We start from the raw sequence: 18,910 nt of genomic DNA, 5'->3' as shown, positions 1-18,910 counted from the left end.
GTGAGACGGTCGAGGGTCATGTTGGTCCGTATTGCGATTTGCCTGGCGCTGCTTGGCGGCGCCTCGGCGCCATTGTTGGTGGCGGTGCCGGCCTATGCCGTGACGATGGACGACGTGCGCCAGGCGATGGCTGAAAAGCGCTCGTTCGACGCATTCCAATATCTCAAGGAACTGGCCGAGGCCGGGGATGCAGAGGCGCAGTACGAGCTTGCCGGTTTCTATCATTGGGGCAAGGTCACCGCGGCGGACTTCACCAAGGCTCGCCAGTGGTATGAACGGGCGGCGAGGCAGGGCAATGCCGATGCGATGCTGGGCTTGGCGGTGATCTATGGCCATGGCCAGGGCGTTCCGCAGGACAAGGCGGCCTCCTACCGCTGGCTGGTCCTGGCCAGCAGCCAGCACCTGGATTCCAAGGATGCAGCCCGCATCGCCATCGCGCGGGACGACCTTGCCAAGCACCTGAGCGCCCAGCAGATCGAAGCCGCTCTAGCCGAAGCGCGCAGTTTCGTGCCGCAGCCGGAATAGAAGGCATGTCTTCCACGCAGCAGATCGAGGCGGCCGCCGCCCTGGTTCATGGTGCGATCGGATCGAGCCCGCAGATTTGCTGGCCCCTGCTGTCCGAGCGCGTGGGCGCCGAGACCTGGGTCAAGCACGAGAACCACCTGCCGACCGGCGCCTTCAAGGTGCGCGGCGGGCTCACCTATATCGCCCGGCTCCGGCAGGAGCAGCCCGCCATCCGCGGCGTGATCGCGGCCACCCGCGGCAACCACGGCCAGAGCATCGCGTTTGCCGCGCGGCAGTTCGGACTGCCCTGCGTCATCACGGTGCCGTACGGCAACAGCCGGTCCAAGAACGCGGCGATGCGCGCCTATGGTGCGGAGTTGATCGAGACCGGCCACGACTTCCAGGCCACCTACGAGGCCACGCACGCGATCGCCGAAGAGCGCAAGCTCCATTTCGTGCGTTCGTTCCATCCCTGGCTGCTGGAGGGTGTCGCGACCTACGGCTGGGAGCTGATGCGCGCCGTCCCGGACCTCGCGACGATCTATGTGCCGATCGGCCTGGGCTCCGGCATCTGCTCCACCATCCAGGCACGTGATGCGCTTGGGCTCAAGACCGAGATCGTGGGCGTGGTGGCGGAGGATGCCGCCGCATATTCCCTCTCCTTCGAAGCGCGGAAGGCTATCTCGACCAACAGCGCCGATACGATCGCTGACGGCGTTGCGTGCCGCGTGCCGGTCGAGGATGCGCTGGAGATCGTCTGGCGCGGCGCATCCCGCGTGATCTGCGTTACCGAGGGCGAAATAAAGTCCGCCATGCGCGCCTACTTCGCGGATACGCACAACGTCGCCGAAGGTGCGGGCGCCACGCCGCTCGCCGCCGCGCTCAAGGACACAGCGCGCAAGGCGGGCAAGGTCGGCCTCATCCTGACCGGCGGTAACGTCGACACGGATGTGTATGCCAGGGTGCTGAGCGGCGCGTAATCAATCAATCCTTGCGCAGGTGGGGAATGGTCCCCGCCGCGTCGGTATCGTCGATCATTTGGAATCGGCTGTCGCTGCCGTCCTGCCGCATCTTGGCATAGGGCGCGTAGGCCGGATCCGACGCAAAGGCCTGATCGCTTCCTCGTTCGGAAACTCCAAGATCGCAATCAGCGTGGTATCCAGCGGCTTGCCTTCCAGCGTCTTCACATTGGCGCTGCGCGCGAGATACTTGCCGCCATGCTTGTGCACGATCTCGTGGACCGCTTTCGCATAGTCCGGAATCCACGACTCGTCGGTCACCTTGATGTCCGCGATTACATAGACCGCCATCGTTCCGCTCCCTTGCACTGCGCCTATCGAGGCAAGGAGCGTAACCCGATCCGCGATCGTATGAACAACGCGAACAGCCGAACTTGATCCAAGGTCCAGGTTCGGCGGCCGCTACCACCCGCCCGTCTGCAGCCATTCGCGGACTTCGCCGAGGCGATCATTGCCCCAGAAGGGTTCGCCATCGACGATCACGAAGGGCGAGCCGAACACGCCTTTGTCCATGGCCTGCTGCACTTCCGTACGCAGGCGTTCCTTGATAGCGGCATCCTGCATGCCGGCCAGCACTGCGGCATGATCATGGCCCAGGCCGACGGCCACGTCGGCTGCCGCTTGCGGTTCCGCCGGCGGCTTTCCCTCCGCGAACGCAGCATGATAGACGGCGCGCGCGTATTTCTTCGCCGCGTCCGGCGAGTGGCTATTCAGCCAATAGAATACGCGGCAGGGATAGACCGATGAGAACGGAAACGCCTCGGGCAGGGCGAACGTGACGCCGAGCTTGCGGGCGCTGCGCGCCATGTCGCGCGCGGCATAGGGGCCGCGCATGACCTGGCTGACCAACGGCGCCTGGCCCGTGATCTTGAAGATCGCGCCCAGCAGGATCGGCCGCCAAGTCACCGTGCGCCCGAACTCAGCAACAATCGTATCGATGCGCTGGGCGCCGAGATAGCCGTAGGGCGAGGAGAAGTCGAAATAGAACTCGATCGGCGCGCCATTCATGCACCACGCTCCAGCAGCTCGCGAGAGATGATGATCTTCTGGATATCGCTGGTGCCCTCGTAGATCTTGGTTACGCGCACGTCGCGATAGATGCGCTCCACGCCGAAGTCCTTGAGATAGCCGTATCCGCCATGAATCTGAATGGCGTCGGAGCAGACCCTCTCTGCCATCTCGGTCGCGAACAGCTTCGCCATCGCCGCATGTTTCAGTGCACGCTGACCGCCGGCCCGCATCGCGCAGGCATGCTGGGTCAGCGCGCGCGCCGCCTCGATCTGCGTTGCCATGTCAGCTAGGCGGAACGCGACGGCCTGATGCTCGGCGATGGTCTTGCCGAAAGTCTTGCGCTCCTTGGCGTAGGCCAGAGCTGCCTCGTACGCGGCACGCGCCATGCCGATCGCCTGCGCCGCGATGCCGATGCGCCCGCCCTCCAGATTGGCGAGTGCAATCTTCAGGCCCTCGCCTTCCGCGCCGAGGCGCAGGTCGGCAGGAATGCGACAATCCTGGAAGACCAGCTGTGCCGTGTCGGAGGCGCGCTGGCCGAGCTTGCTCTCCAGACGCGCGACGTCGAAGCCCTTGGTGCCCTGCGGCACCAGGAAGGCGCTGATGCCCTTCTTGCCCGCCGCGGGATCAGTGACGGCGATCACCAGCGCGACGCCGCACCGCTTGCCGTTGGAGATGAACTGCTTGCTACCGTTCAGCACGTAGGACTCGCCCTCGCGGACAGCACGGGTCTTGATCGCCGCGGCGTCCGAGCCTGCGCCCGGCTCGGTTAGGCAGAAGGCTCCCACCATCTCGCCGGTCGCGAGCGGCCGCAGGAAGCGCTCCTTCTGTGCCTGCGTGCCGAAATTGAGGATCGGCAGGCACACGACCGAGGTATGCACACTCATCAACGTGCTGACCGACCCATCGCCTGCTGCCAGTTCCTCCACCACCAGCGCGTAGGTGCCGTAGTCGACGCCGGCGCCGCCCCATTCCTCCGGCACCAGCATGCCCATGAGGCCGAGTTCGCCCATTTTCTTGACGATCTCGTCGGGGATGTAGCCCGCCGCTTCCCACTCCTCCGCATGCGACTTCAGCTCGCTCTCCGCGAAGTCGCGCGTCATGTCGACGATCTGCTGCTGCTCTTCGGTCAGGATCATGCAACGTCTCCTCCGGCTCCGTCCGCCCGCGAGCTGCGATCCCCTCCCCCGACACGGGGGAGGGTAAGGGAGGGGGAAGCCGCGTTTCTGCTGGCAGGAACCTTCGCTCGCTTCCTCCACCCCAGCCTTCCCCCAGCTTGGGGGAAGGGGACTGCCCGTTCGTCACGCATCATATGCGATAACCTCACCAGGGAAGCTGCCTGCCTGTGTAATCGTAGAAATGCCCGGTCTCGGCCTGGGTTGCCTTGTCGATGACGCGCCGCATGCCGGCGATGCTCTGCTCGATGCTGACGGGAGCGCTCGGCCCGCCCATGTCGGTCTGCACCCAGCCGGGATGGAGCAACAGGATGGTAACGCCGTGGTTCCTCAGCTCGTGCGCGGCATTCACCATCACGGTGTTGAGGGCCGTCTTCGAGCTGCGATAGGCATAGGAGCCGCCGCTTGGCCCGTCGCCAATCGAGCCCACCTTGCTCGTGATGTTGACCACTTTCTTCTGCGTGCTGGCGACGACATTGTCCAGCAACGCCGACAGTACCTGGTATGGCGCGATGGTGTTCACCGCGAAGATCTGCTTCCACAGTTCGATATCCGTTTCGCCGAACGCGCGCCGATCACCATGAAGCCCGGCATTATTGATGAGCACATCGACCGGCGTCCCCTTCAGTACCTTCGCGAGATGCTGGATCGACTCCTGTGACGTAACGTCGAGGGCGTGCACCTCCACATGCTTGCCCAGCTTCTTGAGTTCCGGCGCATCGTTGGGCGATCGGCAACAGGCGATGACGCGCCAGCCATCCGCAACATACTGCCGGGCGAACTCGAGCCCAAGCCCGCGGTTGGCGCCAGTGATCAGGACGGTGCCGGTATGCATCTCTATAATCTCTTGCGTGCAGTGATTTCGATCTCGATCTTCATGCGCGGATCGACCAGGCCGCAGATGATCGCGGTCGCGGCGGGGCGCGAGTCCGCCAGGAACTCCTTGAACACCGCATAGATCTTCGGCCAATCATCTGCATTGACGACGTAATAGGTTGCCCGCACCGCGTCCTTCAGCGAGGAGCCGGCCTTCTGCAGCGCGGCTTCGATATTGCGGAAAGTCTGGCGCGTCTGCTCCGCAACGTCGGCGGAGATCGTCATGGTCGCATAGTCGAACCCCGTGGTGCCGGAGACGAACACAAAGTCGCCGTCCACCACCGCGCGGGAGTAGCAGGCTTCAGCCTCGAACTTGGAGCCGGAGGAGATGAGCTGGCGGGACATGGTCGATTCCTGATCTCTGACGGGAGACCAACATCCTGCCACGCCTCCGAGAGCATAGTCCACTCAGCCAGGCGCATTCTGTTCGCCGGTGGCAGCCGGTAGTCAGGCCGCTTGGCCGTAGTGGGACTACGGCCAAGCGGCCTGACGCCCGCGGATCGCCACCGGCGAACCCGAAGGGACGGGCGCCCCTCGGCCAGGGCCGCGTCAGAGGCCTTGCCCGTAGACCCACTACGATCTGCGGCCTCTTCCTCCCCTGGCCGAAAATCGCTCCGTCAGAATGCGTCTGGCTAAGCGGACTATGCTCTAAACCAGGAACAAGGTGGCGAGACCCAGGAAGGAGAAGAAGCCGAGCACGTCGGTCGTGGTGGTGAGGAACGGTCCCGCCCCGATCGCGGGGTCGATCCCCAGGCGATCCATCACCAGCGGGATGAGCGTACCGGCCATTCCCGCCCACACCATGTTGAAAATCATGGCGCCGGCCAGGACATAGCCCAGCTCTACGTGACCAAACCACCAGGCCGCGATCACGCCAAGGATCGCGGCGAACACCAAGGCGTTGAGGAAGCCGACGATCAACTCCTTGCCAATGATGCGCAGCAGGTTGCTTTGCGGCGTGATATCTCGCGTCGCCAGAGCGCGCACCGTTACGGTGATCACCTGCACGCCGGCATTGCCACCCATCGCAGCCACGATCGGCATCAGTACCGCCAGCGCGACGGTGTGCCGGATCGTTTCCTGGAATTGCGAAATGACCGTGGCGGCGATCATGGTATTGATCAATGTGACGACCAGCCAGCGCACGCGCTGCCAGGCGATGATGAGCGGCGGCGCGTGAAAGTCCGTATCGGACGCGCCGACGATGTGCATCAGGTCCTCCTCCGCTTCTTCGTCGATCACGCGGACCACGTCGTCCACTGTCACGACGCCGATCAGCCGTCCTGCCTCGTCAACTACAGGCGTCGAGACCAGAGCATATTGCCGGAAGAGATAGGCGACCGCCTCCTGGTCCATGTCCGCCGGCACCGGGCGCAGCTCCGTTTCCATGATGTCCGTGAGCTTGGTCGCGCGTGGGGAGCGCATGGCGCGGGACAGCGGCACAGAGCCAGCCGGCTTGTGCATCGCATCCACCACGAACAGGTTATAGAAATCGTCCGGCAACTCCTTCTCGGCGCGCAGGAAATCGATCGTCTCGCCGACCGTCCAATGCGCGGGGACCGCCACCAGCTCGCGCTGCATCAGGCGACCGGCGCTGTCCTCCGGGAAAGTGAGGCTCTGCTGCAGCAGCACGCGATCCTCGGCGGGAACACTCTGCAGCACCTGCTCTTGCTGCTCCGGCTCCAGATCCTCCAGCAGCTCGACCGCGTCGTCTGTGTCGAGGCCGCTCACCACCTGGGCTAGCGCCTGCGGGCCGAGTTGATCGACGACCTCCTCACGCACCGTCTCATCGAGATGCGAGATGGTCTCCGGCTCGATCACATGGCGGGTGATGTCGACGAACAGCCTGCGCTCTTCAGGCTCGAGATGCTCGATGAGGTCGGCGACGTCTGCCGGGTGCAGATCCTCTATCAGCGCCTCGACCTGGGGAATGTCACTCTCTGCCAGGGCGGCGGAGACATTCTCCAGCAATTCCTCTGACGGTCCGTAGAACTCTTCCTCGTCGGCCTTATCGACGCGCGGGCGGTCCTCGTCCTCGGGCTTGAGGGTTTCAGGCCCGGCCATGCGGCTTGCGGTCCTGGGCCTCAACCGCGGCGATGGCCGTCATGTTGATGATGCCGCGCACTGTGACGGCAGGGGACAGGATGTGCGCCGGCCGCGCGCAGCCCAGCAGCATCGGCCCGATGGTCTGACCCTCGCCCAGCCCGCGCAGCAGGTTGAGCGCGATGTTGGCAGCGTCAAGCGACGGCATGATGAGCAGGTTCGCCTTGCCCTTGAGGCGCGAATTGGGGAACAGGCGCTCACGCAACGCCTCGAACAAGGCGCTATCGGCCCGCATCTCGCCCTCTACTTCTAACTCTGGGTCGCGCTGCAGGATGAGGCCAAGGGCGCGCCGCATCTTGCGCGCGCTGGCTTCGTTGGACGTGCCGAAATTGGAATGGGACAGCAAGGCCGCCTTGGGTGCAATGCCAAAGCGCCGCACCGCCTCGGCCGAAAGCACGGTCATTTCCGCGATCTCGTCGTCGGTCGGATCAACTTTGACTTCGGTATCGGTGATGAAGACCGTGCCGGCCTGAAGGATGAGTGCGGTCAAGGTCGAGAAGCCAATCACGCTCGGCGCCTTGCCCAGGCAGTCGCTGACGTGCCCCAGATGCGAGTGGAAGCGCCCGACCGTGCCACACAGCAGCGCGTCGGCCTCGCGCTTGCGCACCATCAGCGCGCCAATCACCGTGTTGCGCGTACGCACGATGGTGCGCGCATCGTCCGGCGCCACGCCTTTGCGCTCGGTCAGGCTGTGATAGAACGTCCAATATTCGTTGTAGCGTGGATCGTTCTCGGGATCGACCAGGGCGAAATGCTTGCCCTCGCGAATGCGCAGGCCGAGCTTCTCGATCCGTCGCTCCACCACGCCGCGCCGCCCGATCAAAATCGGCTGAGCCAGCTTCTCGTCCACCACCGTCTGGACGGCGCGCAGTACGCGCTCTTCCTCGCCCTCGGCATAGACCACGCGCTTGCAGTCGTGCCGCGCGCGCTCGAACAAGGGCTTCATGAGCAGGCCGGAGCGGAACACAAACTGGTTCAGCCGGTCGTGATACGCCGTCCAGTCGGTGATCGGCCGCGTCGCAACGCCGCTGTCCATCGCCGCCCTGGCGACTGCCGGCGCGATCTGTACGATGAGGCGCGGATCGAACGGCCGCGGGATCAGGTAGTCAGGACCGAAGGCCGGCGTCTCGCCGCCATAGGCGCTGGCGACAATGTCGGAGGCTTCGGCCTTTGCGAGATCGGCGATCGCCTTGACGCAGGCGATCTTCATTTCCTGATTGATCGCTGTCGCGCCGACATCGATCGCGCCGCGGAAGATGAAGGGGAAGCACAGCACATTGTTGACCTGGTTCGGATAGTCCGAGCGGCCGGTCGCGATCACGGCGTCTGGTCTCACCGCCTTCGCCTCTTCCGGCAGAATCTCCGGCGTCGGGTTGGCGAGCGCGAAGATCAGGGGACGCTGCGCCATCTGCTGCACCATCTCCGGTGTCAGCACGCGCGGCGCGGAGAGGCCGAGAAAGATGTCGGCGCCGGGGATCACGTCGGCCAAGGTGCGCGCGTTGGTCTTCTTAGCATAACGCGCCTTGCGCGGGTCCATCTGTTCGGTGCGGCCCTCATAGACCACGCCGACAATGTCCGTGACGGTGATGTTCTCGACCTTGAGCCCGAGATCGACCAGCAGATCAAGGCACGCCAGGGCCGCCGCGCCCGCGCCGGATGCCACCAGCTTCACCTGGTCGATGCGCTTGCCGACGACCTCCAGACCGTTCAGCAGGGCCGCCGCCACGATGATCGCCGTGCCATGCTGATCGTCGTGCATGACGGGGATCTTCATGCGCGCCTTCAGCTTGCTTTCGACCTCGAAGCATTCCGGCGCCTTGATGTCTTCCAGGTTGATGCCGCCGAAGGTCGGTTCCAGGCTGGCGATTACATCGACCAGCTTGTCGGGATCGGTCTCGTTGATCTCGATGTCGAACACGTCGAGATCGGCGAATTTCTTGAACAGGACCGCCTTGCCTTCCATGACCGGCTTGGCGGCCAGCGGGCCGATCGCGCCGAGGCCCAGCACAGCGGTGCCATTTGTGATGACGGCGATCAGGTTGCCGCGGCTGGTGACTTCCGCGGCGGCATTGCGGTCGGCCACAATGGCCTCGCAGGCGGCGGCGACGCCAGGGGAATAGGCCAAGGCCAAGTCGCGCTGGCTGGCCAGCGGCTTGGTGGCGACGATGGCCAGCTTACCGGGCCGCGGCTGGCGGTGATACTCGAGTGCGCCGGCCTTCAGATCGTCGCCGGCCTTCTTGGAATCGTCTGCCATAAGGTCCCCTGCCCGTCCGAATCCGGCGGATTATAGCCATCGGCGCCGCCAATGAAAGTCGCCGTCCGGCTGCTCCGGCCGGATTCTCCCAGTTCTTTCAGAGCGTTATGGCTAGGCAGGGTGCTTAGGCTGGTGCGGTCGAGAAGACTCGAACTTCCACGGGTTGCCCCACAGCGACCTCAACGCTGCGCGTCTACCAGTTCCGCCACGACCGCATCAGAGCCCCCGAAAGGCGGGCCGTAGTCCTTGTCAGAAGCCGACCGGGGGAATAGCAAATCGGGACCCAGCGATCAAGCGCGGAAAGGGCCCCAAAGGCTTAGATAATCAATGGAATGGCAGATTTCCGAGGGGCTGGTGGCCTATGAGGAAGCGTTGGGCGCCATGGAGGCGCGGGTGGAGGCCATCCGCACCCGTGGCGCGCCGGAGCTCGTCTGGCTGCTCGAGCACCCTCCCCTCTACACGGCCGGCACCAGCGCCAAGGCCGGCGACCTGCTGCTGCCCGGCCAGTTTCCGGTCTATGAGGCCGGGCGTGGCGGCCAGTACACCTATCACGGACCGGGCCAGCGCGTGGCCTATGTGATGCTGGACCTGAAGGAACGCGGGCCGGACGTGCGCCGCTTCGTGCGCAATCTCGAGGAATGGATCATCCTCACCCTCGCGCGTTTCAACGTGACGGGCGAGCGGCGTGACGGGCGCGTCGGTATCTGGGTCGCGCAGGACGGGCGCGAGGACAAGATCGCCGCCATCGGTGTTCGCGTGCGGCGCTGGGTGACGTACCACGGCATCGCGATCAACGTCGATCCCGACCTCAGCCATTTCGCCGGCATCGTGCCCTGCGGCGTCCAGGAGCAGAACCTGGGCGTCACTTCCCTCGCGCGGCTGGGCTACATCATCTCGATGGCCGAGTTCGACATGGCCCTGCGCGCTGCGTTCGAGGAAATATTCGAAAGCGATCTCAAGAGCGCCGCGCAGTAAGCGCTTCGATTGCTTCACCACCTGCTCGTGTCATCGTCACGGAGAACAGGCCGGAGAGCGCGAGGGCGTCCATCAGGGTTTCGTCAAGTCGTCGAGGATCGCGCAGTCGGGACCAGGACCGCCTGCGCAGGATGCATCGCAGCTCGCGATGAAGCTGACGACGCTACGCTCCAGGCCTTTCAGCTCGTCCAATTTCGCGCGCACGGCGGCCAAATGCTCCTGCGCCAGGTCGCGCGCTTCCATGCAGGACCGCTCGCGATCCTCAACGAGCGCCACGAGCGATCTCACTTGCTCAATCGAAAAGCCGAAATCACGGCAGCGGCGGATGAACGTCAACCTTTTTACGTCCTCCTCGCCATAAGCCCGTTGACCGCCTACCTCCCGATCCGCCGGCCGCAACAGTCCGATCTCCTCGTAATAGCGGATGGTTGGTGCATTTGTGCCCGCCCGTTCCGCCAAGGCTCCGATCCTCAAGCTGGGCATCGTGCAAATTCCCGAATTTGCCTCTTGAACTTCAAGTGACTTGAAGGGCTACACAAACGCAATAACCACGGCCGGTCAACCTCCAACGGACGTGACCGGCACAAACAGAGGTGATTGATATGCCGAATGTCGAAAGCACACCGATAGCCTGTACGCTGACACCGGGCGACTACAAGGCCCGTCTTGCATGGATCAACGACCTCGCCCGCGACGCCTTGCGGCGCCACGAGCGTCGCGATCTCGAACTGGAGCTTGTCTATGCCGCCGAGGCCGCGCAACGCGTGCGCGAGATGGTGCGGACGGAGCAAGAGTGCTGCGCATTCCTGAGCTTCGACCTCGATGAGCAGCCGGGTGAGGTCCGGCTCACGATCAGGGCTCCGGAGCGCGCTCGGGACGCTGCCGACATGTTGCTCGGCCAGTTCCTGTCATCGGCTGAAGCTCGCGCCGACTGCGGCTGCTGCTGAGCCCTGCCGCCCGTGGAAGACCATCTCATGCCAGAGCAAAAAGTGCCGGCGAAAGCGGCCAGTGCCTTTGCAATGACCGCCGCGACAGGAGCGGCGACGTGCGCCGCATGCTGCGTTCTACCTTTTGCGCTCCCCGCCGTGGCGCTTGCCGGGTTCGGAAGCGTCATCGCTTTGCTCGCGGGCGCGCTTGCCTGGGTTACCGCCCTCGCGGTCGTGATCGTGGCCAGTGCTTGGGTGTGGGTTGGGTGGCAGAGCTTCCGATCACGAACTCGGCCTGTCCGACCGACGCTTTACATGATGGGAATCGCAACCGCCTTGACGATGATGGCCGTGATGTGGCGGCAGATCGAGCCAACGCTCATCCGCTTCCTTTTGGGATGATCGAGGCAATGATCCTTCCTAATAGCGGATGTGGGCGCAGAGGTAGCGCATGTTGCGGTGGCGGCGCTTGCTGAGCTGAAAGATGTCGACGGTCAGCTTCGGATCGATGCCCTTCACTGCCGCGATCATCGTCTCTTCCGGCAGCGACCAGGCCAGCCCGTGCAGCTGCTCGCGCTTGCCGCTGTCCTCGAATTGCAGAAAGACCTGCGTGCCTACATGCATCAGGCCCAGGACTTTGCGGAAAAAGCCATCGAGGATATGGTCCGGGATCTTGCCGCAGACATGCCATGCACCGATGAAATCGGGCCGCGCGGATTTTGCTGCGGCAAGGCCGGCATCATCAATGACGCGAAGAGTTGGCTGCTTCAGGTGATTGAGGTCTGATCCGATATAGCGGATGCCCTCGTCGAGGAATTCCTGCGCGAGGTCCAGGCCCCAGAATCTTCCGCACTCCAAAAATTCGACCAGCGGCTTGCCCAGGCGCAAACTGCCGCAACCGTAATCGACGAAGGTGTGGTGCGGCTGCAATCCATGCCGCAGAAGCACGTCGATCATCTCCCGCTGCCCGCGCGCCGCCCTCGCGGTCGGACCGATGGCGGGATGCCCGCGCCCGTCCTTCAGCTTTCGGGTCACGACCCAGGCGTAGTAGGTCTCGTATGGCGTGAAGGGATGGCGCAATCGCCAGAGCGGATAGCGCAGATGGCGCCGGTAGAGCTTCTTGAATCGCATATTTGGGTGATTTCGAGTGAATCAATAGGTCGCCAGCTTCCGGAAGCCCGCACCGGGATCGTCGCTGTGCGGTGTCGTATGCACGTCTTCTACCTCCGCTGCCGGCGGACCGCTGCGGCAGACCAGGAGCATTTCGTCGACGCGCGCAGCCGGGCCGGCGAATACCGCTTCCACCCTGCCGTCGCGCCGGTTACGCACCCAACCGTCGAGACCGCGCACCTTCGCTTCCTGCACAGTCCAAGCGCGGAACCAGACGCCCTGGACGCTGCCAGAAATGAGCACATGAACGATCTTGCGGTCGGCCATTGGTTGTTCACGCAAACTCGACGATCACCTGGTCGACGGAGAGGCTGTCGCCAGCCTTGGCGTGCAGCTTCGCGACCTTGCCGTCGCGCTCGGCCCTAAGCAGGTTTTCCATCTTCATCGCCTCGACCACGGCCAGTTCCTGCCCCGCCTTGATATCCTGTCCCTCCTGCACCGCGATGGCAACCAGCAGGCCGGGCATCGGCGACAGCAGGTATTTCGACATGTCGGGCGGCGTCTTTTCCAGCATGTGGCCGGCCAATTTCGCCGCACGGGGCGCCAGCACCAGTACTTTCAGTTGCGCGCCGCCATGAGCGATGCGATAGCCGATGCCGTCACGCTCCATCTGTACGATGATGGGCCGGTTGTCGACGCGGCCGCGATAGATCGGGTCGCCGATCTGCCAGGCACTCACCAGCTCCCGGCTGCGCTTGCCTTCGATCACCGCATGGCCCATCGCGGTCTCAACAACCGTGACCTCGTGCTGCTCCTTGCCGATCTTCACAACCCACTTGCCATTGGCGACGGGCGCGGCGTTCTTGAAGCGCGGCGCGCTCGAGACCGCCCGGCGGGCATAGCTCTGGTGCACCACCGCTGCCACGGCGACGATGTCGCCTCTGGCCTCTTCGGGCAGATGGACGCCCTGGAAACCGTCGCGGAATTCCTCGGCGATGAAGCCGGTGGTCAGCCGCCCAGCACGGAAGCGCGGGTGCGCCATGAGTGCCGACAGGAACCCGATATTGTGGCCAAGACCGCGGATATAGAAGGAATCCAGCGCCTCGCACATCGCGGCGATGGCGGAGGGCCGGTCCTCGCCATGGGTCACCAGCTTGGCGATCATCGGATCGTAGAACATGCTGATCTCGGCGCCTTCGTAGACGCCGCTGTCGACGCGCACCGCCGGTCCCTCCGCGGGCTCGCGGTAGCGGACCAGGCGTCCGGTAGAGGGCAGGAAGTTGCGCAGCGGATCCTCGGCATAGACCCGCGCCTCGATCGCCCAGCCGTTCAGCTTCACATCCGACTGCTTGATCTTGAGCTTCTCGCCCCCCGCGATGCGGATCATCTGCTCGACCAGATCGAGCCCCGTCACCATCTCGGTCACCGGATGCTCGACTTGCAGGCGCGTGTTCATTTCCAGGAAATAGAAATTGCGCTTGGCATCGACGATGAATTCGACGGTGCCGGCCGACTTGTAGTGCACGGCCTTCGCCAACGCGACCGCCTGCTCGCCCATCGCGCGGCGCGCCTTTTCATCCAGGAAAGGGCTCGGTGCCTCCTCGATCACCTTCTGGTGCCGGCGCTGGATCGAACATTCGCGCTCGCCGAGATAGATGCAGTTGCCGTGGCCGTCAGCCAGGACCTGGATCTCGATATGGCGCGGCTCCTCGACGAACTTCTCGATGAACACGCGATCATCGCCGAAGCTGGAGCGCGCCTCGCTGCTGGCGGAGCGGAAGCCGTCGCGTGTCTCCTGATCGTTGCGCGCGATGCGCATACCCTTGCCGCCGCCGCCGGCCGAGGCTTTGATCATGACCGGATAGCCGATCTCCTTGGCGATCTTCACCGCCTCCTCGGCGTCCTTGATGACGCCGAGATAGCCGGGCACGGAGTTGACGCCCGCTTCCTTGGCCAGCTTCTTGGATTCGATCTTGTCGCCCATCGCGGCGATCGCATGTGCATCGGGCCCGATGAAAACGATACCGGCCTCTTTCAGCGCCGCCGCGAACTTGCGGTTCTCAGAGAGAAACCCATAGCCGGGATGGACCGCCTCGGCGCCGGTCTGTTTGCAGACGGCGATGATCTTCTCGATCGCAAGATAGCTCTGCGCCGCCGCTGCCGGCCCAATCGCCACCGCCTCATCCGCCTCGCGCACATGCAGCGCATCGGCGTCGGGCTCGGAATAGACTGCGACTGTCTTGATGCCCATGGCCTTCGCCGTCCGGATGACCCGGCAGGCAATCTCGCCGCGATTCGCGATCAGGATTTTACTGAACATGGCCACCCTGATGCGCGCTGTCAGCACGCCCCCACCCGTCACGGTCGTGCTTGGCACGACCATCCACGAGTTTGCCTACTATCGTTCGGTGCTGCCCCGCGAAGCTCGTGGATGGTCGGACCAAGCCCGACCATGACGAAGGAGAGTAAGGCGATTCAATTTCGTTCAACATCATCACAGCGGAATGTTGTCGTGCTTCTTCCACGGGTTTTCGAGCTTCTTGTCGCGGAGCATGGCAAGGGAGCGGCAGATGCGCTTGCGGGTGGAATGCGGCAGGATCACGTCGTCGATGAAGCCGCGGGCACCGGCGACGAACGGGTTCGCGAACCTCTGCCGGTATTCCTCGGTGCGCTCGGCGATCTTCTGCTGATCGCCGATATCGGCGCGGAAGATGATCTCCACCGCGCCTTTCGGTCCCATGACCGCGATCTCCGCCGACGGCCAGGCGAAGTTGACGTCGCCGCGGATGTGCTTTGAGCTCATGACGTCATAGGCCCCGCCATAGGCCTTGCGCGTGATGACGGTGACCTTCGGCACCGTCGCCTCGCCATAGGCGAACAGCAGCTTGGCGCCGTGCTTGATGATCGCGCCATATTCCTGCGCGGTGCCAGGCAGGAAGCCGGGCACGTCGACGAAGGTCACGATCGGGATATTGAAGCAGTCGCAGAACCGCACGAAGCGCGCAGCCTTGCGGCTGGAATCGATGTCGAGGCAGCCGGCGAGCACCATCGGCTGGTTGGCAACGATGCCGACCGTGTCGCCGCCCATGCGCGCTAAGCCAATGATGATGTTCTTGGCATGCTCCGGCTGCAGCTCGAAGAAGTCGCCCTCGTCGACCACCTTCACGATCAGCTCATGCATGTCGTAGGGCTTGTTGGGATTGGCCGGCACCAGCGTATCGAGCGAGAACTCGTCGCGATCGATCGGATCCGGCGTCGGACGTGGCGGCGCGGCCTCGCGGTTCGAGGACGGAATGAAATCGATGAAGCGCCGCACCTGCAGCAAGGCCTCGACATCGTTCTCGAAGGCGAGGTCGGCGACGCCTGACTTCTGTGAATGGGTGACGGCCCCGCCGAGCTGCTCGTGCGTGACGGTCTCATGCGTCACCGTCTTCACCACGTCAGGGCCGGTGACGAACATGTAGGAGCTATCCTTCACCATGAAGATGAAGTCGGTCATGGCCGGCGAATAGACCGCGCCGCCAGCGCAGGGACCCATGACCAGAGAGATCTGCGGCACCACGCCGGAGGCCATGATGTTGCGCTGGAACACCTCGGCATAGCCGGCGAGCGAGGCGACGCCCTCCTGGATGCGCGCGCCGCCGGAATCGTTGAGGCCGATGACCGGCGCCCCCACCTTCATCGCCTGGTCCATGACCTTGCAGATCTTCTCCGCATGGGATTCGGAGAGCGAGCCGCCGAAGACGGTGAAGTCCTGGCTGAAGACGAAGACGAGCCGGCCGTTGACGGTGCCGTAGCCGGTGACGACGCCGTCGCCCGGGATCTTCTGGTCCTGCATGCCGAACTCGCTGCTGCGATGTTCGACGAACATGTCCCATTCCTCGAAGGAATCGGGATCCAGCAGCAACTCGATGCGCTCGCGGGCGGTGAGGCGCCCCTTGGCGTGCTGGGCATCCACGCGCCGCTGGCCACCGCCGGCGCGCGCGGCCGCACGCTTCTCTTCCAGTTGCCTGAGGATTTCCTGCATCCCCCGTCCCGCTCCCTGTCCCTGATCTTCTGGTGCCGGTTGTGACCGGCCATCGTGTGACCGTCAGCCGGCATTTTTTGTTGCATTGCAAGGCGGCCTCACATAGCACGAAGCCACGCGATCGACCAGCAAGCCGAAGAGCCAATCATTTCAATATGTTACCGGCGGGAGAGCGCGTGGAATCGTTTTGCGGCAGCAAGATCGGCGCGGATTGCCTCGCGGCGCCGCTCGGCCTCGGGGTCGCTGCCCCATTTCTCCGCCTGGAACAGCTCATCGAGCAGCGCGGCATCGGCCGCCTCCTCGGCGCTGAGGCGGTCCTCGGCCAGTGCCAGCGCGATGACCAGCGATCCCGCGGCGCTGGTCGCTGCGGCCAGCGCAGTCAACGCGAAGAGATCGCACGCCTCCAGCACGCGGCGGAAGGTCGCCAGCGTATGAGGCGGTTGCTCCACCGCGACGATCCCGGCGGTGACGTTGAGCGCGATGTCGTAGCGCTCCGCAACCCAAGCGATCAGCGGTTGCCACAATTCCTCTTGCCGCCGCACCAGGGACGCCGGCTCATGGGCGCGATAGCAGACGACATCGCTGCGCCCGTAGCCGGCGGTCTCCTCGATCAGCGCGCCGCGATCATCAGCCAACCTGTCGATCGCAGTGGCCGCGAATTGCATCAGCGGCATGGAACGCGGCACGATTTGCTCGCCTTGCGCCTGCCATTCTTCCGCGATGGCGGCAGCCAGCGTCCCCGTCGGCACCACGAACGGACGTTTGGCGGGAGAACGCAGCGGTCTGCTGTCCAGCAGAATGCTCCAGCCGCCTTCGACGGGGGTGACAGTGGCAGATTTGTAGAACCGGCGCGGCGCACTCAACATGAACTATTGCCCAAACAGATTACCAATCCCTTCGCCCACGCCCTTTAGCACGTCGGCGGCACCTTCGCCGATGCCCTGAGCCGCCCCGCCCACGCCTTGCAATACCTTCTCGCCGGTCGATTGCTTCGACTTGCCGGTGAGGGCGTTGTTGAGCGCGGTCGCGCACGGATTTTCGCCGAGGTTCTCGCCCTTTCCCAGCCCGGTGATCGCGCCGAAGATGCCGAGGGTCACAACGTTGACCGTGCCGGTCGCGAAATTGACCGTGTTGCCGACCGTCGCGACCGGATCGGGAAGCACGTTCGGGCTGGCGAGCGGTCCCGTCACGCGCATCGGCACGGCGATGGCGCTGAGGTTCAGGTTCTTCGACTTCGGATCGACGCGCATGTCGATGCGCTCGCTGCGCAGGTCGATGTTGCCAGCGCCCACCACCGTTGCGCCGGGCGTATCGACCACGGTGCCACGCGTGCTGGCGATGCCCTGCTTGATGTCGAAATTGCCGGCGATGCAGGAGATGCGCGAGCCGTTGTCTCCGGAAGGTGTCAGCAACCCGAACAGGTTGGCGAGCAGCAGGCGCGCAAAGCTGTTGCGCACCTCGCCCTCGCCGGTCACGAACGAAGCTTTGCCGTTCAGCCCCGCCATCAGGCTGCGCAAGGATGTGGCAGGGCCATTCACATCCATGTTCATGTTGACGCGCCCGACCGTCAGCACATCCTCCAATCCCATCATGCTCAGAAGCGGAGCAGACTGGATGCCATTGGCGCCGAGCTTGATCGCCAGGATGGGGCTGCCCTTTCCCGGTTTCAGGGTCCCATTGCCGTTGATGGTGCCGCCTTCGATGTGTGCCTTCACGTATTTGAGCGTCGCCGTACCATCCTTCACTCCGAGCGCCAAGGCAACGTCGCTCGCACTGGCCCCGCCACGCACCAGCGTTCCGACCGGCCAGGTGACATCACCATTGATGTCCTTGAGCCAGTCGAGCGGCCAGGGCTCGGCGGAGAACAGCCTGCCGTCGCTGTTGGAGGTCGCCGTTCCCCCACCCTCGTCGAGTCCCAGATCCTTGAAATCGAGGCGCTGCGACGCCAGCGTCGCCGTCAACTCCGTGACGTCCAGCGACGTGTCGAGAACGATGTTGCCGGCCGCGTCGGAACCGCCCACCTTCGCCTTGGCATCGGAGAAGGTGAACTTGCCCGCGTCGCCGCTGACGCGCGTCTCGAGCGTGTAGGGCGCGGAGTTCGGCAGTTCGATTCCGAAGATGTCGCCCAGGGCCGCGAGGGATGGGCCAGCGCTCTCCACCTCCAGCGAGAGATTGGAAAAGGTCGTCGGGTCGCCAACCTCGCCGCGCAATGTCAGCGCGACGTCGCTGAGCTTGCCGTCGAGATTGAGGGGCAACGGCCCCTCGGTGAACTGACGCGGAGCGCCGATCGTGCCCGCCAATTCCAGCGGCCGGTCGTTCCAGGCGCCCTTCATCGCGATCCTGATTCCAGCACCGGGCGCATCTTCTGCCGCAAAGCGCTTGACCGCGAGTGTCTGCTTGCCGCCGGTCTCGCCGTCCCGATAGAGCAGCGTCACATCCTCGATCGTCATGCGATCTATCTTCGGCAGTCCGCTGGCATTGGTGCTAGCGCTCTCCGGATTCGTCTGCGGCCCGAGATTAAGAACCCAATTGCCGACGCCTTCCTTGTTGGTCTCGACGACCACCTGGCCGCCGCGCAGCACGACCTCCTTGATGCGAATCAGCCCGGTCAACAGCGGCAACACCGCGATCTCGGCCTCGATTTCGTCGAGGCTCGCCATCTGCGGTATGTCGCTCCAGGGCGCGTTGCGAAAGCTCACCTGCTTGGCAGATAAGCGGGGCGAGAGCGAAAAGGATGCGTCGATATTGCCGGCGATCACCAGGTCCCGGCCGGTCGCCGCCTTCACGCGCTGCTGCACCAGGTCGCGATAGTCGTTGAAATCGGTGGCCATCACGACCGTGAAAGCCAGGGCCACGAGCGCCACCAGAGCGAGCCCGATCCCGGTCAGGATGATCTTTAATCTCATGCGCCGAACCTCCGGCGTCCCCAGGCC

Annotated in this window: 18 protein-coding genes and 1 tRNA gene; 4 read left to right on the top strand and 15 right to left on the bottom strand. The window is 64.2% G+C overall.

All coding sequences use genetic code 11. The annotated features are described in order from the left end of the window. Window positions 1-18 precede the first annotated feature (18 nt). Window positions 19-525, top strand: coding sequence for a tetratricopeptide repeat protein (locus DTX69_RS12245; protein WP_119301831.1), 507 nt, complete (start codon window positions 19-21; stop codon window positions 523-525). Window positions 526-530: 5 nt separating this feature from the next. After that, on the top strand, window positions 531-1,484 hold the full coding sequence (locus DTX69_RS12240) for a threonine dehydratase (protein WP_119301830.1): 954 nt from the start codon (window positions 531-533) through the stop codon (window positions 1,482-1,484). Between the two features lie 54 nt (window positions 1,485-1,538). Here DTX69_RS12240 and DTX69_RS12235 read toward each other — a convergent pair whose 3' ends face one another. The 8 genes from DTX69_RS12235 to DTX69_RS12200 all read right to left on the bottom strand — a co-directional run bounded on the left by DTX69_RS12235 (window position 1,539) and on the right by DTX69_RS12200 (window position 9,154). Beyond that, window positions 1,539-1,814, bottom strand: coding sequence for a DUF1330 domain-containing protein (locus DTX69_RS12235; RefSeq protein ID WP_284735718.1), 276 nt, complete (start codon window positions 1,812-1,814; stop codon window positions 1,539-1,541). Window positions 1,815-1,925: 111 nt separating this feature from the next. Next, window positions 1,926-2,531: a 2-hydroxychromene-2-carboxylate isomerase gene (locus DTX69_RS12230; protein WP_119301829.1), complete on the bottom strand. Its 606-nt coding sequence runs from the start codon at window positions 2,529-2,531 to the stop codon at window positions 1,926-1,928. Continuing rightward, window positions 2,528-3,670: an acyl-CoA dehydrogenase family protein gene (locus DTX69_RS12225; protein ID WP_284735717.1), complete on the bottom strand. Its 1,143-nt coding sequence runs from the start codon at window positions 3,668-3,670 to the stop codon at window positions 2,528-2,530. The genes DTX69_RS12230 and DTX69_RS12225 overlap by 4 nt, the downstream gene beginning before the upstream one ends. 184 nt (window positions 3,671-3,854) lie before the next feature. Further along, entirely contained in the window at window positions 3,855-4,541 is a 687-nt protein-coding gene (locus tag DTX69_RS12220) for an SDR family oxidoreductase (protein ID WP_119301828.1), read from the bottom strand. A 2-nt stretch (window positions 4,542-4,543) separates the two neighbouring features. Then, a complete protein-coding gene (locus tag DTX69_RS12215) occupies window positions 4,544-4,927 on the bottom strand; it encodes a RidA family protein (protein ID WP_119301827.1) in 384 nt (127 codons plus the stop codon). Window positions 4,928-5,230: 303 nt separating this feature from the next. After that, on the bottom strand, window positions 5,231-6,646 hold the full coding sequence (gene mgtE / locus DTX69_RS12210; RefSeq protein WP_119301826.1) for a magnesium transporter: 1,416 nt from the start codon (window positions 6,644-6,646) through the stop codon (window positions 5,231-5,233). Next, a complete protein-coding gene (locus DTX69_RS12205; RefSeq protein ID WP_119301825.1) occupies window positions 6,633-8,939 on the bottom strand; it encodes an NADP-dependent malic enzyme in 2,307 nt (768 codons plus the stop codon). Before DTX69_RS12205 ends, mgtE begins: the two co-directional genes overlap by 14 nt. A 130-nt stretch (window positions 8,940-9,069) precedes the next feature. Then, window positions 9,070-9,154, bottom strand: a tRNA-Leu gene (locus DTX69_RS12200). Window positions 9,155-9,266: 112 nt separating this feature from the next. Here DTX69_RS12200 and lipB point away from each other — a divergent pair. Beyond that, a complete protein-coding gene (gene lipB, locus DTX69_RS12195; RefSeq protein WP_119301824.1) occupies window positions 9,267-9,914 on the top strand; it encodes a lipoyl(octanoyl) transferase LipB in 648 nt (215 codons plus the stop codon). 72 nt (window positions 9,915-9,986) lie between these two features. On the opposite strand, the gene DTX69_RS12190 is transcribed toward lipB, so the two are convergent. Continuing rightward, on the bottom strand, window positions 9,987-10,397 hold the full coding sequence (locus DTX69_RS12190; RefSeq protein ID WP_119301823.1) for a MerR family transcriptional regulator: 411 nt from the start codon (window positions 10,395-10,397) through the stop codon (window positions 9,987-9,989). A gap of 119 nt (window positions 10,398-10,516) precedes the next feature. Between DTX69_RS12190 and DTX69_RS12185 the strand changes: the two genes are divergently transcribed. Next, complete coding sequence (locus DTX69_RS12185) at window positions 10,517-10,861, top strand: hypothetical protein (RefSeq protein ID WP_119301822.1); 345 nt, start codon at window positions 10,517-10,519, stop codon at window positions 10,859-10,861. 399 nt (window positions 10,862-11,260) lie between these two features. Here the strand turns inward: DTX69_RS12185 and DTX69_RS12175 are convergent, their stop codons facing one another. The 6 genes from DTX69_RS12175 to DTX69_RS12150 all read right to left on the bottom strand — a co-directional run bounded on the left by DTX69_RS12175 (window position 11,261) and on the right by DTX69_RS12150 (window position 18,883). Continuing rightward, window positions 11,261-11,971 carry a methyltransferase domain-containing protein gene (locus DTX69_RS12175; RefSeq protein ID WP_119301820.1) on the bottom strand — a complete coding sequence of 237 codons (711 nt, stop codon included), beginning with the start codon at window positions 11,969-11,971 and terminating at the stop codon, window positions 11,261-11,263. A gap of 21 nt (window positions 11,972-11,992) precedes the next feature. Next, window positions 11,993-12,277, bottom strand: coding sequence for an acylphosphatase (locus tag DTX69_RS12170; protein ID WP_119301819.1), 285 nt, complete (start codon window positions 12,275-12,277; stop codon window positions 11,993-11,995). A gap of 7 nt (window positions 12,278-12,284) precedes the next feature. Next, window positions 12,285-14,270: an acetyl-CoA carboxylase biotin carboxylase subunit gene (gene accC / locus DTX69_RS12165; protein ID WP_119302068.1), complete on the bottom strand. Its 1,986-nt coding sequence runs from the start codon at window positions 14,268-14,270 to the stop codon at window positions 12,285-12,287. 174 nt (window positions 14,271-14,444) lie between these two features. Then, on the bottom strand, window positions 14,445-15,977 hold the full coding sequence (locus DTX69_RS12160) for an acyl-CoA carboxylase subunit beta (RefSeq protein ID WP_119301818.1): 1,533 nt from the start codon (window positions 15,975-15,977) through the stop codon (window positions 14,445-14,447). 158 nt (window positions 15,978-16,135) lie between these two features. Then, a complete protein-coding gene (locus DTX69_RS12155) occupies window positions 16,136-16,843 on the bottom strand; it encodes an ATP12 family chaperone protein (protein ID WP_119301817.1) in 708 nt (235 codons plus the stop codon). Window positions 16,844-16,846: 3 nt separating this feature from the next. Continuing rightward, the gene (locus DTX69_RS12150; RefSeq protein WP_119301816.1) at window positions 16,847-18,883 is read right to left on the bottom strand and encodes an AsmA family protein; all 2,037 of its coding nucleotides are present in this window, start codon (window positions 18,881-18,883) and stop codon (window positions 16,847-16,849) included. Window positions 18,884-18,910 lie beyond the last annotated feature (27 nt).

Origin of the sequence: Dongia deserti (assembly GCF_003574735.1) — a bacterium.
In the GTDB taxonomy this organism is placed as follows: Bacteria; Pseudomonadota; Alphaproteobacteria; order Dongiales; family Dongiaceae; genus Dongia_A; species Dongia_A deserti.
The sequence above is the reverse complement of the archived record's forward strand: the minus strand, read 5'-3'. Positions and strand labels throughout refer to the sequence as shown.